The following is a 17,392-nucleotide window of genomic DNA, read 5'->3' on the forward strand; positions in this document are numbered from 1 at the left end:
GAACGGAGCTCATAGGAGCTCTGCTGTTCCCGCGTTTGATCTCTTCCTGCATTACGTTTGTATTTCCATACCTATCGTTTATACCCTAAATTTCGACTGTGCCTTCTCCACCTTGGAGATATAAGCCTGTGTTTCGGAAGGCAGACGGTTGAGTACACTCATCAGTTCAGCGTCACTGGATACGCCGAGGCTCGAAACCCGTCCTGGCCCGGCATTATATGCAGCAAGTGCCATCTTCACCTCGCCACCAAAACGCTGGAGCTGAAGAGAAAGATATTTGGTTCCGCCATCTATATTTTGAGCAGGATCATAAGCGTTGCTTACCCCCAAACCTGCTGCCGTCCCATCCATGAGCTGCATCAATCCTTTGGCACCTGCGGATGATACCACATTCGGATCGAAACCGGATTCTGTATCAATGACAGCTTTAATCAAAGATTCAGGCACACCGTATTTCGCACTCGCTGAAGCAATCAAAGATTCAAAATCCGTTGGTACAGATGCTCCGGAATCCACTAATCCTTTATTTAACAGCGAAGATAAAGAGCCTACATCACTATTTGAAGTTGAAACAGAACTTGCATCCGGGTTATACATGCTACCAAGTTGCAACCATAACAGACCGTCACTGGAACGTTTGGAGAGCGCAGCAGAGTCTACAGTTTCCCCTACGGTATTATTCAAAGAATTTGAATTCGTACCGAGAAGCCCATCCATGACACTGGCAAAATCCACTGTTGAACCAGAAGTTGCATCTGATGCATTCGTTTCGTTAGTACTATTGGACAATTGCAGTTCCAGCAACTGCCGCGACCCGCGCGGATCAATCTGCATGAGTTATACCCACTCCCGTATATTGTAAACGTATATTATGACTTTATTCTACATCGTTTTACATGAAGGTTCCATTGTTTTCAAAAAAATAATTCTTATTTGTATACTTCTTGCATATGTACGAAAAAAACCTTCTTCAATCACCCGTTAACTACGGGGAAAGTAGAAGGCTTAGATCAGGCCATTATTCTCTGTTCAGAATATCTGGTTCGTGCACTTCTTTAGTTTAGTCTTACTTTATTAACGTGCAAACGGAATCATGAAAAAGTAACTGAGTGTTGCCACGGCGCCAAGTCCGATTGACCATGCACCTGCTGTTTTCCGGCCATTCACATAGGCATAATAACCAAGCACCGCCGCAGCAGGACCAAGGACAATGGACCACATGAATAAGGACGCTATGCCAAATGCTAACCCCATATATCCCGAGATTCGACCTGTAGATTTCATTACACCGTCATCTTCATGCTTCACTGGTGTATGATCTTTTCTTTCAGTCGACTCTGTGCGAATGGAACCTGTTGGTGGGGCTACCTCAGCACCATACTCTTCCCTGTGACTTCGTCTTGGATAATCTACACGTTTGCGCTGTTCTTCTTCGAAGGAAGTCGTTTTTTGACGTTGCAACGGATGATCCTCTTTACGGTCATTATTCAATGCAAAGCACCTCCATATGAATGGGAATGACTGCTCATTTGGGTCTGAATGTGTGGCAACATGTGGCAGAAGAAGTACGGGCATGGTCATGATGATCGGAATCAAAGGTCTCTCCGGCAAATTCCTCATGTAAACGGCGAGTGGCATGTTGGTCAATGTCAATCATGATGGCATCGGCCTGGCAGAAATTGTTTTCTCCCCAAAAGTGACAATTCGAAACACTGCATTTTACAATTGGCTTCTCATGGCTCATTTTTTTATCACCTCGACACCTATTGTCCCCGCTGTTCAAATCGACTATTCCCTGCGTAAATACCAGATGATGACATCCTTTTGAGTAATTCAGGATTAAAAATAAAGTAAAAAAAACCGCCACAAGGGCGGTTTTGTCCAATTCGCATATAAGTTGAAAACGTTAATTAAGCGTGATTGCGTTGATTTTGCATCCGACGCTGCGTTAGGTAGTCACTTTCATAAAAGGCCAGATCATCACGCAGTTCTTCATAGGTTTTTGACACCTCAAGAATAACATCCCTTACTGCACGGATTGGCTTATCACGGAAGCGGATTGCATCCTGACCCGTGTAAGCATATCTACCGTCTTCAGAATAACATTCATTTTTGGGATAGAAAAAGCTGTTTACGCATTGGTGATACGTGTTATAGAGAGCCTTTTCGGCAAAATCAACATCAAAATTGGCACGACGCAGCACAACGCCAAGTTTTTCGTAAGAAACTTCAGAAAAAACGAGCAAATGACGAAGATCCGAAAGAAATCCTTTGTAGAAGGTTGTTGATTCCTCTGTCTGATTCTGATCCAGTTCAGGCAAGGCATTTTCATTCAAAAATTGTTCGATCCGATCGATAGCCGGTTTTAACTTTTCCCTAGTTGACTCACATGTTTTCTGTACATTGGCTGCTGACATAAAGGTAGCTCCCCCTTAAATAAGTCCTTACATATAGATCGGCCATAGGGATGTTCTCCCTAGCCTTGAATTCTCAGGTACTATCCTACCATAAAAAGATGACGAGCGGTATCCCTTAATCAGGCTTTCCCTTTCTGCTACTGAACATGCTTGCAGACGGATTCAACCTTATGGTCAGTTGCATAAAAAAATGCCCTTTTCCTAACGATAGATATAACCAGTGACAATGATGAAGTCAGAACACGGTTACGAATGATTGTCAAAATAATTGAGGAGGTTCCATCCCTTATGTCCAGACCGAAATGGGTTAACTGGGCCATCGCCGCTGGGGCGGGCGCACTTGCCCTGACGCTGCTGCTTCCAACGTCCAATCGCCCTGTCCCAACCCCAAGTGCCATGCCTGATTCTCCACACAAAGAGCAAGCAAGCAAGCAACGTCTCAAAGTCCAGGATGTAAAAGCAACCGATTTGCTGACACGTATGGATGCCAAACAGCATCTCAGCATCTTGCTTGAGAAAACCTCCAATATGACTGATTCGCAAATCAAACGCTACATCAACGAATTACAACAAACACATGATCATATTTGCTCCATCGATGTGATGAGTACCGATGGAGCAAACCGACGGCACTTCGAAAAAAAATCAGCAAAAGGAAGCAAGCTGGAACAGCAAAAACTTGAACATTCTCTTACCCTTGCGAAGAAAGCCGTCAGCAAACGTCAAAGTTTCGAATCCTCTTCTTTCCCTCTGGGTAAAGAAAAGTATTTTGTGATGGGACAGCCCTCCAAGGATGGGAAACGAGCGGTCATTGCACTATTTAGCCAGAATGTGCTGAACTCCGTAGAGCAGCATCAACGCAAAAATCTGCGCATGATTCCCTATCCGCGTGAAGGTAAATTCAAAATTGAGTCGGTGCACCCTGATACCCTCAGAGAAATCACAGTGAAAACAGGTCATGATAACGCTAATGCCAGTCACTTTTACGAAAATGAGATTGTCATCCGTTTCCGGCAGGACCCGGGTGAGCGAGACTTACGCATCATTAAATCTGATCTGCGTACTCAATCAGCACGCAAGCTGGGATATACGTATGTTTTCCGGTCTGAAACCATGAATTATGAGCAATTGCATGCTTATTTTGAACGTAAATGGAATCCGTTATATATGGAACCCCACTACTTGTATTTAACCAATGAAACCGTATCTGAACAAACAGATGTAACTGTGCCCAATGATATTTTATTCTCTGACTATCAGTGGAATCTGCCCGCAATTGAGACCAACCGTGGTTGGAATATTACAAAGGGCAACAAGGATGTTATCGTCGCCGTAGTGGACACCGGTGTCGATCTGACCCATCCCGATCTGAAGGGCAAACTGCTGAATGGTTACAATGTCGTCGATCCCGAAAGCAAACCGCTTGACGATGTAGGCCACGGTACACACGTCGCAGGGATTATCGGCGCTGTTGTGAATAACAATGAAGGTGTGGCGGGCATGAGCTGGTACAACAAGGTACTTCCTGTTAAGGTACTGGACAATTCAGGTTCAGGGACAACCTATGCTGTTGCAGAAGGCATCATCTGGGCAGCCGATCATGGAGCCAAAGTCATCAATATGAGTCTAGGCAATTACGCCGACGCCCAATTTCTTCATGATGCGATCAAATACGCGTTTGACCGGGATATCGTTTTGATTGCAGCGACCGGTAACGATAATACAGAGCGACCGGGATACCCTGCAGCTTATCCGGAAGTGTTCGCCGTATCTGCTACAGATCCGGATATGAACAAAGCTTCCTACTCCAACTATGGGGATTACGTAGACGTTACGGCACCAGGTTCCAGCATTGCAAGCACGTATCCGAAAAACCAGTATGCGGCCTTGTCCGGTACGTCAATGGCAAGCCCCCATGTAGCTGCACTTGCGGGTTTGATCCGCTCATTAAATCCGGATCTGACCAACACGGAGGTTATGGATTTGATGCGCCAAAGCGTTATTGACCTTGGCGATCCCGGCCATGACAAATATTATGGATATGGGCAGATCGACGTGTTTAAAGCTTTGGAGGCGGCATCAGGGAATAGCGCACCACTTCAGTTCTGGCCACAGCATGTGAGACAGCAAATGGACAATACGATGAAAAGGTACACCAAATAATGACTGTAAGCTCTCCATATAAAAACAAAAGCAGCTGCGCCCCGGGGCGTATGCTGCTCTTTGGTATATTTACCTATTCCCCCGGGGCACCCGCTGCGACTAGCGTTTGCGAGAAGTTGTGCGGGACTTGCCTGATTTTTTCACGGATTTTTTCTTGGCGTTGTAGCTTGAAATATAACAAGGATCTTCTTCTTTGACTACGACAGGATACATATGATGATGAATTGGCACACAGTGATGTTTTTTGATGACTTCGATGGGGTGAATTACAGGTACGATTTGTGGAATGTAGTAATCTTCAACAACCTGGATCGGGTCACAAACTATCGGGCAAAGCGGCGGACAGAAATGGTTCATTTCAAACCAACTCCCTTTCAAGTGATACTATAACCTATTGCACATGGACCATTGTGGATTGGATGTATGTCCATTTTTGAAAAATTAAATAAGCGGTAGCCTGTCCGCCGTTGCCCCGCCTTTTTGGGGTGTAACATTTTCAATGACCCTGCACAATACACGCAGCCCCTCACATAATAGCTCCTGATTCGTTACCGTAAAGCAAATCCGCAGACTCGCCGTATCCGTTTCCCCTACATAACAGGCGGAACCCGGCAAAAATGAAACACCTGCAGCAAGGGCCTGGCGGTGCAGCTCTCGCATATCCAAACCATCAGGCAATTGAAGCCATAAGTTCAATCCTCCATCAGGCAAAGTCCAGTACATCCCCGGTGGGGCATATTCCTCCAAAACCTCCGAGGCGGCACAAAGACGGGAATATAACTCTTCCCTCAGACGAGCTGTATACGAACTATAATGATGTTGAATATACGATTGCAATGCCTTCTGCGTGAGCAGGGGGCTCCCCAGGTCCGCAGTGGATTTGGCAGCAACAAGCCGGGTGAGCACACTTCCATCTGCAACTGCACAGGCCACACGGCAACCAGGAGACAGCACCTTGCTAAAACTTTTGATATATACCACATGTCCTGTTCCATCCATGGATTTAATCGATGCGGGCGGCGAATCATGGAAATACAGATCAGCGAACGGATCATCCTCCAGGATGAGACAGTGATAACTCTGAGCAAGATTCAGCAGTTGAGCGCGGCGCTGTGCAGTCATCGTAATGCCTGTAGGATTGTGGAATGTGGGAATGGTGTATATCAATTTGGGAGGGTATGTATCACACAAACGGGTTAACAGATCAATGCGCATCCCTTCATCATCCATGGGTACCGTAATTATCTTCGCTCCCCTGCTTGTAAACACATCGATCGCACCGGTGTAGCTTGGTGCCTCCATGTACACCACGTCACCAGGCCCGACGAAGGTCCGGGCGACAAGATCAATTCCTTGTTGGGTCCCGCTTGTAATCAGCATCCGTTCAGGTGGTACTCTAAGCCCTCTTTCTGCAAAATGCCCTGCAAACGTCTGCCGAAGTTCACGGTCTCCCTGAAAAGAGCCGTAAGCCGCCATCCGTTGTGGGTGATCTAAGGAGAGGCGGTAAGCACTGTCGATAATCTCCTGCGTTGGCAACAATTCAGGCTGAATGGCCGACATATGCAGCTCATATTGTACTTGAGGAGACGCGTCAAAATGTCGCCAGAGCTGTGCACGGGGCAAATAATCGACAAGAGCCATCTGCCAGTTCCAGGGTGTGCTTGATTCAGTCCTCGGATGCGTCCGGTGAGTTCTCTCCATGTCTTCTGTTGTCTCCAGCTCCTGTCCTCCGCGTACATAGCATCCTTTTCCTTGAGAACAGGTGATCAGTTGAATGGCTTCCAGTTCGGCATATGCTTTGGACACGGTCACCAGGCTGACGCCCAGATCCGCAGTCATTTTTCGAACAGAGGGAAGACGGGTTCCAGGCTCAATTAGCCCAGACCTTATCCGGTCCGCAAGGGTTAGGGCAATCTGGATATATAATTTGGTGCTGCTCCCCCGTTTCAGTTCAATATGCATACATGTGCCTCCCAACTGTTATGATCCGCATTTTACTGTTATAATGCATTTCGTCTATTATAGTTAATAACATCAGTATAACAGTGAATAACAGGAGATGAGAATAATATGAATATCCCTTGGTCCAAAATGGCACAAAACACCCCTTCCTCTGTCGTTCGCGACATGCTTCAGGCTGCACAGGCACCTGGAATGATTTCGCTTGCCGGAGGTTTACCCGCCCAGACATCGTTCCCTCTTGAGGCCATCCGTGAAGCATATGATAAGGTATTTATGGGCGGCGCAGCGGCTCTTCAATATGCAGAAACGGAAGGTTATCGACCGTTACGTGCCAAGATTGCCGAACGTCTTGAAACCAAGGGCATTCCCGCTTCACCTGATCATATGCTCCTGACCACCGGATCTCAGCAATCCATTGACCTGGTGTGCAGAATTTTGCTTGATCCGGGCGACAGCGTATTGGTTGAATCCCCAACCTACCTGGCTGCCCTTCAAGTGATCCATTCCTATCAGGCGGAAGCGCATGGAGTCGCCTGTGATGATGAAGGCATGTTGCCTGAATCGCTGGAAGAACAGCTTCAGCAGCGTCATCCGAAACTCGTTTACATCAACCCTACTTTCTCCAACCCATCGGGCAAAGTATGGAGTCGTGCCAGACGTCAGCAAGCTGTGGACCTGTGTCGTAAATATGGAGTATTGATTCTGGAAGACGATCCTTATGGGGAAATTCGCTTTAATCCGGAACAGCTGGACGCTCCTGCACTGGCACAACTGGATGCAGAATCCTATGAGGGTCCATCCAATGTCATTTACACCAGCACGTTCTCCAAAACCGTAGCCCCCGGCCTACGCACTGGCTGGATTTTGGCCGCACCCGATGTAGTCAAAATTGCTGCCCGCGCCAAACAGGGTGCAGATCTGCATTCCAGCAGCATCGACCAAAGAGCACTTCATGCACTGCTGGAATCATTTGACTTGGACGGGCATATTCGCAATATCTCACAGGATTATGAACAACGGATGAAAAAATTGACCGCGCTCATGGAAGCAAAATCATGGGAAGGTATCTCCTGGAACTCCCCGCAAGGCGGAATGTTCCTTTGGCTGCAGCTGCCTGAGGGTATGCTGGCAAGCAACCTGTTTACCTATGGAATTCAGGAAAAAGTGTGCATTGTACCAGGTGATTCCTTCTATGCAGGTTCACCGGAGCTGAACCGTATGCGGATCAACTTTACCCATACCGATCCAGACCTGCTGCCTGAAGCTGTAGAGCGTATGGATCGCGCCATTCAACGGTGGCATGCATCATTACAGTCGGACAGTGTAGTGACACTGTAACGAACTGTCATCAACTGTATCATTAGAAACCATTCCTCAGTCACACTGTAGAACAAAAATAAGGCGGCAGACCGAGAAAACTCGGAGTCTGCCGCCTTATTTATATAACCTGATTGAACAGGTATCTTTTGTAGTAGTTGATGATGCGATGGCGTCTTTCTGATCAGCCAGGATCAGATTCAATCACTCTGGTTCTCCTCGACTGATAGTAGACCACACTGTATTGCTGTTGTGTTGTAGTTAGGAAAGCTTACCGTAAGCCGGGTTCTGTGCTCTTCGTGGTTCAGACGGGAACTACCCTCCCACCACAAGCGACAATCATCTATCTAGGCCATACATTGCTGCACAGCTCAAGCGACCAACCTAGACACACCTCGGGCTAAGGCTGCCTTCTCCGAAGAGTCGACTGTGTCCCATTAGGTCTTGCTCCAGATGGGGTTTACCAGGAACGAAGTCACCAGCGTTCCTCGGGGTCTCTTACACCTCGGTTCCATCCTTGCCTGTGCCGGAAAAATCCGGCCATCGGCGGTCCATTTCTGTGGCACTATCCTTCAACTCGCGCTGACTGGACGTTATCCAGCATCCTGCCCTGTGGAGCCCGGACTTTCCTCTCGTGGCAACGAAGGCCACCAGCGATTGTCTGTCAAGCTTTCCGAACAACATTACATAGTATACAGGCATTTGAGTTTACAAACAAGCTTAATTATTTACAGGCAACAACGAACTTACATGTTTTTCTAGATAAACTGAAACACTTCCGTGTTCACCTCAGATGCAGTTACTTGTGTGTCATAACGTTTTTCTTCCAAACGGGAACGCAGCCAGTCCGCAGTTTTGGGCTTCATGATTTTCTCAGCATTATGACCGGCATCAATGATACACATGCCTGCCATCAGTGCATCGTGAGCCGTATGATAATCAATATCCCCGGTCACGATGACATCAGCACCTTTGAAGCGTGCGGGAAGGGTATAACGGCTGCCTGAGCCGCCAAGTACTGCTGCTTTTTTGATCTGCCGGTTGAGATCGCCTACTACCCGAACGTATGGCACATCCAGTTTGGCCTTCACGACCTCCACCAGCTCACCGAGTGTCTTGGGTTGCTTAAGCGGTCCTAAGCGTCCCAGACCCAGCGTACGGCCTTTTAAATCGATTGCATAGAGGTCATAGGCCACTTCCTCATAAGGATGAGCCTTAAGCATGGCTTGAATAACTTTGCTGCGCAGACTTTGCGGTACAAGGGTCTCGATTCGCATTTCCTCTACACGCTCCATCTGTCCCTCTGTTCCGATGAAAGGCTGTGTCCCCTCTCCCGGTACAAAAGTACCTGTGCCTTTCGTATTGAAGCTGCACTTGTTGTATTGACCAATACTGCCAGCACCTGCTTCAAGGATCGCCTGAAGTACCTGCTCATGGTGTGTGCGGGGTACAAATACAGCCAGTTTGAACAATTGATCTGTATGTACATCCTCAAGTGATTCCTTGCTCTCAATTCCGATGGCCTCGGCCATCCAATCATTCATTCCGCCTTCGGCCACATCCAGATTGGTATGGCTAATGTACACCGCAATATCATGCTTAATCAGCTTCTCGTACAGTTTCCCCATGGGTGTGTCGGTATTCAATGATTTGACTGGGCGGAAAATGATAGCATGGTGTGCAATAATCAGATTCGCTCCTATCCGAATGGCCTCGTCTACAACTTCGTTTGTAACATCAAGCGCGATAAGAACGTGCGTAATTTCCTTTTGCAAACTGCCAAGTTGAAGACCAATTCGATCATCCGGCACGGCCAGATGTTTGGGAGCAAGCTGCTCCATCCATTGAATTACCGTTTGACCTTTGGCAAACATGAGAGTACCTCCTTCAAGTTCACAATTAAATGCTCCACCTCAGCTGCCTTGTCCCGTGAAGATTCCTGATCGGATTTGGAGATCGACTGCACAACACTTTCCAGCTTGACGATTTCGCTCTCCCATTTGGCAAAAAACACATCTGTTGGACGGTCTGTTAAATAAGGCCCCATGCGCAGCAGCAAATCGGATGTCAATTCCACTCCGCCTTCAAGCGGACGTGCTCGATACACTTCCTCGTTGGCGATCGGACTGAGGGCTTGCGGCATTGCTGTAATAATCTCGTATACTTTGCCATCTTCTTCAAGCAGCTGCTCTGCAACTACAACCCATTGATGCTCCAACAGCCACCTTCTGAGGATATCCTCACCCACATTAGGTTGCAAAATAAGCAGTTTGACCTCATCAAGTTTGGAAAGACCACGATCCAGAATGGAGGCAATTAGCGCCCCTCCCATACCAGCAATCGTGATAACATCCACTTCTCCTGCTGCGATGACATCCAAGCCATCTCCACGTCGTACTGTAATTTGCTCTTTCAGGCCAGCATCGCTAACTTGCTTGCGTGCAGCTTCGTAAGGACCCGGGTTAACTTCTCCGGCTACTGCACCTTCCGCTTTCCCACTGCGTACGGCCGCTACCGGAAGCAAAGCATGGTCTGAACCAATGTCAGCCAAGCGGCTGCCTTCGGGAATTTGATCATGTATTCGTTGTAATCGATTCGAAAGTTTCATGAAGCACCTACACCATTCATTTAATTTATTGATTTGCATTGAACAACAAAAAGCGATAAAATGAAATCCAATAAAACATTTCAAGGATGAATTACCAAAACTAAGAAATTTAGATGCTCAATTTAAACATAAAGGAGACCCCGCCGCCGCTTAAGCGGCTTGCGGAAAGTCTCCCATAGTGCTGTTATTCGAGGAAATCTTTAAGCCGTTTACTGCGGCTAGGGTGACGCAATTTACGAAGAGCCTTGGCTTCAATTTGACGAATACGCTCACGCGTAACACCAAATACCTTGCCCACTTCTTCCAGCGTTCTTGTACGTCCATCGTCCAGACCAAAACGCAGACGAAGCACGTTCTCTTCACGCTCAGTCAAGGTATCCAGGACATCTTCGAGCTGTTCTTTCAGCAGCTCATAAGCAGCAGCATCCGCCGGAGCCAGTGCTTCCTGATCCTCGATGAAATCACCCAGATGGGAATCATCTTCCTCACCAATCGGTGTTTCCAGGGAAACCGGTTCCTGAGCAATCTTCGTAATCTCACGAACTTTCTCCACACTCAGGTCCATCTCGGCAGCGATCTCTTCCGGTGTCGGTTCACGCCCAAGTTCCTGCAACAGCTGACGGGATACCCGGATCAGCTTATTAATCGTCTCCACCATGTGTACAGGGATACGAATGGTACGCGCCTGGTCCGCAATCGCACGGGTGATCGCCTGGCGAATCCACCATGTTGCATACGTACTGAATTTATAACCCTTTTTGTGGTCGAACTTCTCAACCGCTTTGATCAGACCCATATTACCTTCCTGAATCAGATCCAGGAACAACATGCCACGACCAACATAACGCTTGGCGATACTGACCACGAGACGAAGGTTAGCCTCAGCCAAACGACGTTTCGCTTCTTCATCCCCATTTTCAATCCGTTTCGCCAGTTCTACTTCGTCATCCGCAGACAGCAAAGGTACTCGACCGATTTCTTTGAGATACATCCGAACTGGGTCATTGATTTTGATTCCTGGTGGAAGGCTCAGATCGTCATCAAAGTGGAATTCATCGTCTCCCTCTCTGGTGTTGTTCTCGGAATCTTCACTAGGGCGAAGGGTTACCTCTTCATCATTTTCGTTCACGACATCAATACCCAGGTCGCTCAGTTGCTCATAGAACTCATCCATCTGTTCTGCATCTTGCTCAAATGGGGAGAGCTTCTCTATAATTTCCTTGTAGTTCAACGAAGCTCTTTTCTTGCCTGATTCAATCAATTGATCCTTAACCTGATCCAGCGTCAATTCTGTTTCTAGTTCAGTATGCTGATCATTCGCCATAACTCGACTCCCTCCTCCCTAGAAACATCCAACATTCAGACGTTCACTGTCTCTCTAGGGCAATCATTTCAATTGCAATTTGTGCCGCGCGTACAGAATCACCTGCCCGCTCTGCAGCAATCATTTCTTCTTTTTTCAAATCGTACTCTTTCTTGCGCGGATATTTCAGCACTTCCCTGATGCAATCATCGAGTATTTGAACACTCCATTCACCCGGACCATCCATCATCGAGATTGAACTAACCGTCTTTTCCAGTCGGTCGTCATGCAGTGAAGACATAAAACGGCTTGTATCCGACGGTTTGCCTTGCGCATAATAGGCATATAGATAAGCAGCAATAGCTGCATGATCATCTAAGTTAAAAGCTTCACCAAGATGCTCATTCACGTACTGGGCAGCCTCCTCATCCTGAAGCATCCAGGCCAGCAGTTTGCGTTCAGCAACGTGATAAGCCGGCAACAGATTGGGCGTAGGTACCTGCCTATTTTGTTGCCTACCATTATTCCACCTTTTAGGGTTATTATCCCCATACTGAAGGTTATTTTTCATAGCCTCCCGTTCTTCGTTACACTCCTGCTTCAGTGTTTCAAATGATACATCGACTTCCGCAGCCAGTTCCCGAAGATATACTTCCCGCTCCGTAGGAGAAGACAATGGAGCAATAAGTTTCACCGCTTCCTTGGAGTAAGCGATTTGTCCGCCACCTTCTAGCAGTATATGGTTTTTTTTTAGGTTTATAAGCTTAAATTTTGTAGTCGTTACGGCGCCGTCCACAATCTGGTTTCGGAACCGCTCGCCACCGTGCTTGCGGATAAAATCATCCGGGTCGAGCCCATCCGGTATCAGAGCAATTTTGACGTGCAATCCTGCTTCCTCTAGAATAGGGAAGTTTTTAAGTGCCGCAGCCTGTCCTGCTCGATCACCGTCATAACATACAATGACTTCATCACACATGCCTTTAAGCATCAGTGCCTGATTCTCAGTGAGCGCAGTCCCCATTGCCGCTACACCATTTTGTATATCCTGATCCCAGGCGGAGATAACATCGCCATATCCTTCGAACAATATGGCCTGCCTTTGTTTGCGAATCGCATTTTTGGCATGATGCAGATTGTAGAGAACACGGCTTTTGTTAAATAACCGGGTTTCCGGTGAATTTAGGTACTTTGGTTGCCCGTCTCCCAAAATGCGACCTGCAAATGCAATCGGCTTACCACTCCTGCCATTAATCGGAAACATGACCCTGTCTCGGAAACGGTCAACATACCCCTGACCTTCGTTTCTCGGTGACAGTAAACCACCTTTCTCCATCTCCGCAAGCGGAAATTCGCGCTTTTCCAAAAATTGCACCAAGGTATCCCAGCGATTCGGCGCGTAGCCAATCTGGAACTGGTCAATAAGCTTGTCGCTAAACCCGCGTGAGCGTAAATATTCCATAGCCGCTTTACCATGCTCTGTATTTTTCAATAAGAAATGATACAGCTTCGCGGTAAGCTCATATGCTTCCAATAAACGTTCAGTCTCAGGATTAACATGAGCCGATTCACGCCCTTGCCAGTCACCCATTGAAATGTGGCTTTCTTCTGCCATCGTCTTGACAGCCTCGGGAAAGGATAACCCTTCGATTTCCATCCTGAATTTGATGGCATTTCCACCCGTGCCGCAACCGTAGCAATAGAAAATTTGTTTCTCAGGCGTAACTGTGAACGAAGGCGTCTTCTCCGAATGAAAAGGACAGAGGCCTTTCATGTACTTCCCCTGCTTGGTCAGATGCACAAATCGGCTCACCGTATCGACGATATCATGCTGCTGTAACACCGATTCAATAATAGTTTCGGGTATACCGCCTTGTCCGGTACTCATCTTGGGCCACCTTCATCTCTTAACACGTAAATATTATTCGATAAACTTACACATTCTCCTGCAAATCTTTCAAAAGTTTTGTCAGTTTATGTTGAAACTTTTCCCGATCCTGCTCTGTGAACGGCTTTGGGCCTTTTCCATAATGTCCTCTTTTTCGTGCTTTGGCCGCAGTATGACGGGAATCCAGCATGAAATCAATGTCACGATCATTAAACTCACGACCACGAAATGATAATACATAACAACGTTTGCCAAGTGCGAGCGCCGCCAGTCCATAATCCTGTGTAATGACCACATCGTATGGCTTAATGTGATTGGCAATGTACAGATCGGCACTTTGATCACTTCGATCAACCTGAACAGTGCGCACTCCTTCTCCACCCTGAAGAAAATGGTCAAATGAAGAAACCATCAATACAGGTACGTTGAATCGAAGAGCTGTTTCTGCGATCTCGGCCTTGACCGGGCAAGCATCACCATCCACAACAATGTGGCGTACATTCAACTCACTCAAACCCAGACCACCCGGTTTCATAAAATAGCTGCATATTGTAATATACGACCCAAGCAAGCCAAAATCCTTCTGACGAGTCTATGGAAATCAAAGGCTAAAATACGGAACGGCTGTAAATATAAATTTCTCACAATCCGTTCCGTATATTTATACCCTCATATATCCTTCTTTAATACTGAATTTATGCATTGCCGCAGATCATCTGTCCTTCTGGAGCAAAAATGAACTCCATTACCAAACGAGTTTGGAGAAATCAGCAAATGCTTTCAGATCACGGTCAATGGCTGCAAGCAATGCTAAGCGATTTGCACGGACAGCCTCGTCTTCAGCCATAACCATAACCGAATCAAAGAATATGGTGATCGCTTCCTTCCAAGACGATGCAATCGCGAGCGCTTCAGCAGCAGCATGCTTAGATAGTACCTGTCGGTACTCCTCATTGGTTTGGCTCCATGCCTCATGCAGTTGACGTTCTCCTTCTTCTGTGAAAAGTTCCGAATGTACCGACGCATTGGATGCTTTGGCAGCCAGATTACCTACACGGTTGAAGGATTCTACGGTTGTTTTGAAGGCATCTCCAGTTTGGACAGCTGCCATCAGTGCCTCACCTTTTGGAACGACAGCGCTAATATCATCAAATCCGGAAGAAATCACTGCATCCACCACATCATAACGGACAGTCTCGGACAACAGTTTCTTCACGCGGAGACCAAAGAAGTCCTGCAAATCTTTACGAACCTCTTCATCCGCACGTTTCAACAGGTTCATTTGGGCATGCACTTGAAGTGCAACCCCAAACACGTCGGACAAGGTCAGTGGAAGATTGTGATCCAGCAAAATTTGAACGATACCTGCTGCCTGACGGCGCAGCGCATAAGGGTCCTGAGATCCCGTTGGAATGATATTGATGGAGAAGCAGCCAACGATCGTATCCATTTTATCCGCAGCACTTACAATGGCACCAACGAGCGAAGCAGGAGACTGATCGCCGGCGAAGCGTGGTTGATAGTGCTCAAATACCGCTTTGGCCACGTCTTCTTTCTCACCAGCTTTTCGTGCATAATCCTCACCCATTACTCCTTGCAGTTCAGGGAATTCGCCCACCATAAGTGTAACAAGGTCGAATTTGCAGATATCCGCAGAACGACTCACCGCTTCAGCCACATCAGCAGATACGTGCAGCTTGGCAGCCAAGCCATCCGCAATTTTGCGAATGCGGCGAACCTTATCTCCAACCGTACCGAGCTCTTCCTGGAAGACAATACTCTCCAGCTTCGATAATGCGTCCTTGATCTCCAGTTTCTGGTCTTCCTCGTAAAAGAACTTGGCATCAGACAGACGTGCACGAAGTACCTTTTCGTTTCCTTTTGCAATGACATCCAATGAATCGTTACCGCCGTTACGAACCGTAACGAAGTATGGCAACAATTGTCCATCGTTATCAAGCACAGGGAAATAACGTTGATGCTCGCGCATCGAAGTAATGAGTACTTCTTGAGGAATATTCAAAAATGAAGACTCGAATGTTCCGAACAGCACCGTTGGTGTCTCCACCAGGAACAAGACTTCTTCCAGCAGATCTTCCTTAATCGCAATATCCCATTTCTTCTCGGCAGCCAGTGCCTGGATCTGGGCTACAATCATCTGCTCACGTTCTTTGATATCCGCAATAACGTTCTCGGAACGAAGCACTTCCACATACGAAGCAGGATCTGATATGACCGCCTCTTTCCCGAGAAAACGATGTCCACGTGTTACATTGCCAGACTTTACTCCTGCAACTTCCAACTTAATAACATCGCTGCCCAGCAGAGCGACAATCCAGCGAATCGGACGTACAAATTTGAAATCATACGAAGCCCAGCGCATGAATTTCGGGAACGTCATGGCATGTAGTATAGCCAGCAAACCTTGACCGATTACAGAGGATGTTTCTACACCTTTGCTGCTCTTGGTCGCATAGATATATTCCACGCCGCTCAGTTCCTTGAATGTGAACTGATCCGGTTCAACACCCTGACTACGGGCAAATCCAAGTGCGGCTTTACTCCAGTTACCACTGTCATCCAGTGCAATTTTGCGTGAAGGTCCTTTTACTTCTTCCTCCACGTCCTCCTGTTTCTCGGCAACATCCTTAATCAAAACAGCCAGTCGGCGAGGTGTGGCATAGGCGTTCACTTCACCATAAGCAATACGTGATCCATCCAGCCATTTCACGACACGATCCTGCAGCTGTTCAATTGCTGCTCGCATGAAGCGTGCAGGCACTTCTTCCAGACCAATTTCAAATAACAGATCCTTAGACATGCTCAGCTCCCCCTTTCTTAATCAGCGGGAAGCCGAGCTTCTCACGCTCTTCCACATATGTTGCAGCCACTTGACGGGCCAGATTACGCACACGGGTGATGTATCCGGTACGCTCCGTTACACTGATTGCTCCGCGTGCATCAAGCAAGTTGAACGTATGTGAACATTTCAACACATAGTCATAGGCCGGGAAAACCAGATGCTGAGCCATCGCCTTGTTCGCTTCTTCCTCATGCATGTTGAAGAGAGTAAACAGCATTTTGACATCAGATACTTCAAACGTATATTTGGAATGTTCGAATTCAGGCTGGCGGAACACATCGCCGTATGTAATACCGTCGACCCATTCCAGCTCGAACACATTCTCTTTTTCCTGAATGTATGAAGCAAGACGCTCCATACCATACGTAATCTCAACCGCTACCGGATTCGTCTCGATCCCGCCAACTTGTTGGAAATACGTAAATTGGGTGATTTCCATACCGTCCAGCCATACTTCCCAGCCAAGACCAGCACAGCCGAGGGATGGGTTCTCCCAGTTGTCTTCAACAAACCGAATATCGTGTTTGAGCGGATCAATGCCCAACTGTTTCAGACTTTCCAGGTAAATCTCCTGAATATTGTCCGGAGAAGGCTTGATAATAACCTGGAATTGATGATGCTGATAGAGACGGTTTGGATTTTCTCCGTAACGACCATCCGAAGGACGGCGGGACGGCTCTACATAAGCTACTTTCCAAGGCTCGGGTCCAAGCGAACGCAAAAAGGTCATTGGGTTCATTGTACCTGCCCCTTTTTCCGTATCATATGGTTGGACAATAATACAGTTGTGCTCGGCCCAGAATTGTTGCAGCGTGAGAATCATCTGCTGAAAATTCATAATCATGCTCCTTTTCGATGGTTTGTGATGAACAAG

General features: G+C 47.2%; 15 protein-coding genes and 1 other RNA gene. 2 read left to right on the forward strand and 14 right to left on the reverse strand.

Annotated features, from left to right (window positions below):
* Window positions 1–78: 78 nt before the first annotated feature.
* From JNUCC31_RS04880 to JNUCC31_RS04895, 4 genes are all read right to left on the reverse strand, one after another.
* Entirely contained in the window at window positions 79–834 is a 756-nt protein-coding gene (locus JNUCC31_RS04880) for a lytic transglycosylase domain-containing protein (RefSeq protein WP_228469514.1), read from the reverse strand.
* A gap of 240 nt (window positions 835–1,074) precedes the next feature.
* On the reverse strand, window positions 1,075–1,491 hold the full coding sequence (locus tag JNUCC31_RS04885; protein WP_416234368.1) for a hypothetical protein: 417 nt from the start codon (window positions 1,489–1,491) through the stop codon (window positions 1,075–1,077).
* Between the two features lie 34 nt (window positions 1,492–1,525).
* Complete coding sequence (locus tag JNUCC31_RS04890; RefSeq protein WP_082704288.1) at window positions 1,526–1,744, reverse strand: DUF1540 domain-containing protein; 219 nt, start codon at window positions 1,742–1,744, stop codon at window positions 1,526–1,528.
* Between the two features lie 166 nt (window positions 1,745–1,910).
* The gene (locus JNUCC31_RS04895) at window positions 1,911–2,417 is read right to left on the reverse strand and encodes a YpuI family protein (RefSeq protein ID WP_062326464.1); all 507 of its coding nucleotides are present in this window, start codon (window positions 2,415–2,417) and stop codon (window positions 1,911–1,913) included.
* A 288-nt stretch (window positions 2,418–2,705) separates the two neighbouring features.
* On the opposite strand from JNUCC31_RS04895, the gene JNUCC31_RS04900 reads away from it, so the two are divergent.
* The gene (locus JNUCC31_RS04900) at window positions 2,706–4,580 is read left to right on the forward strand and encodes a S8 family peptidase (RefSeq protein ID WP_192269009.1); all 1,875 of its coding nucleotides are present in this window, start codon (window positions 2,706–2,708) and stop codon (window positions 4,578–4,580) included.
* Between the two features lie 99 nt (window positions 4,581–4,679).
* Here the strand turns inward: JNUCC31_RS04900 and JNUCC31_RS04905 are convergent, their stop codons facing one another.
* On the reverse strand, window positions 4,680–4,937 hold the full coding sequence (locus JNUCC31_RS04905; protein WP_192269011.1) for a hypothetical protein: 258 nt from the start codon (window positions 4,935–4,937) through the stop codon (window positions 4,680–4,682).
* Between the two features lie 84 nt (window positions 4,938–5,021).
* On the reverse strand, window positions 5,022–6,542 hold the full coding sequence (gene pdxR / locus JNUCC31_RS04910) for a MocR-like pyridoxine biosynthesis transcription factor PdxR (RefSeq protein WP_192269013.1): 1,521 nt from the start codon (window positions 6,540–6,542) through the stop codon (window positions 5,022–5,024).
* A 108-nt stretch (window positions 6,543–6,650) separates the two neighbouring features.
* Between pdxR and JNUCC31_RS04915 the strand changes: the two genes are divergently transcribed.
* A complete protein-coding gene (locus JNUCC31_RS04915) occupies window positions 6,651–7,880 on the forward strand; it encodes an aminotransferase-like domain-containing protein (protein ID WP_192269015.1) in 1,230 nt (409 codons plus the stop codon).
* 241 nt (window positions 7,881–8,121) lie between these two features.
* Here the strand turns inward: JNUCC31_RS04915 and rnpB are convergent.
* The 8 genes from rnpB to glyQ all read right to left on the reverse strand — a co-directional run bounded on the left by rnpB (window position 8,122) and on the right by glyQ (window position 17,356).
* Window positions 8,122–8,532, reverse strand: an RNA gene (gene rnpB, locus JNUCC31_RS04920) — RNase P RNA component class A.
* An 85-nt stretch (window positions 8,533–8,617) separates the two neighbouring features.
* Complete coding sequence (locus tag JNUCC31_RS04925; protein ID WP_192269017.1) at window positions 8,618–9,733, reverse strand: Nif3-like dinuclear metal center hexameric protein; 1,116 nt, start codon at window positions 9,731–9,733, stop codon at window positions 8,618–8,620.
* The gene (locus JNUCC31_RS04930) at window positions 9,709–10,467 is read right to left on the reverse strand and encodes a tRNA (adenine(22)-N(1))-methyltransferase (RefSeq protein WP_192269019.1); all 759 of its coding nucleotides are present in this window, start codon (window positions 10,465–10,467) and stop codon (window positions 9,709–9,711) included. The genes JNUCC31_RS04925 and JNUCC31_RS04930 overlap by 25 nt, the downstream gene beginning before the upstream one ends.
* A gap of 184 nt (window positions 10,468–10,651) precedes the next feature.
* Window positions 10,652–11,791, reverse strand: a complete 1,140-nt coding sequence (rpoD, locus tag JNUCC31_RS04935) for an RNA polymerase sigma factor RpoD (protein ID WP_024628459.1) — start codon at window positions 11,789–11,791, stop codon at window positions 10,652–10,654.
* Between the two features lie 43 nt (window positions 11,792–11,834).
* On the reverse strand, window positions 11,835–13,655 hold the full coding sequence (gene dnaG, locus JNUCC31_RS04940; protein WP_192269021.1) for a DNA primase: 1,821 nt from the start codon (window positions 13,653–13,655) through the stop codon (window positions 11,835–11,837).
* Between the two features lie 46 nt (window positions 13,656–13,701).
* The gene (locus JNUCC31_RS04945; RefSeq protein ID WP_192272752.1) at window positions 13,702–14,190 is read right to left on the reverse strand and encodes a YaiI/YqxD family protein; all 489 of its coding nucleotides are present in this window, start codon (window positions 14,188–14,190) and stop codon (window positions 13,702–13,704) included.
* A gap of 210 nt (window positions 14,191–14,400) precedes the next feature.
* Entirely contained in the window at window positions 14,401–16,476 is a 2,076-nt protein-coding gene (gene glyS / locus JNUCC31_RS04950; RefSeq protein WP_192269023.1) for a glycine--tRNA ligase subunit beta, read from the reverse strand.
* Window positions 16,469–17,356 carry a glycine--tRNA ligase subunit alpha gene (gene glyQ, locus JNUCC31_RS04955; RefSeq protein WP_192269025.1) on the reverse strand — a complete coding sequence of 296 codons (888 nt, stop codon included), beginning with the start codon at window positions 17,354–17,356 and terminating at the stop codon, window positions 16,469–16,471. The genes glyS and glyQ overlap by 8 nt, the downstream gene beginning before the upstream one ends.
* Window positions 17,357–17,392 lie beyond the last annotated feature (36 nt).

The organism is Paenibacillus sp. JNUCC-31, assembly GCF_014844075.1.
Taxonomy (GTDB): Bacteria; Bacillota; Bacilli; order Paenibacillales; family Paenibacillaceae; genus Paenibacillus.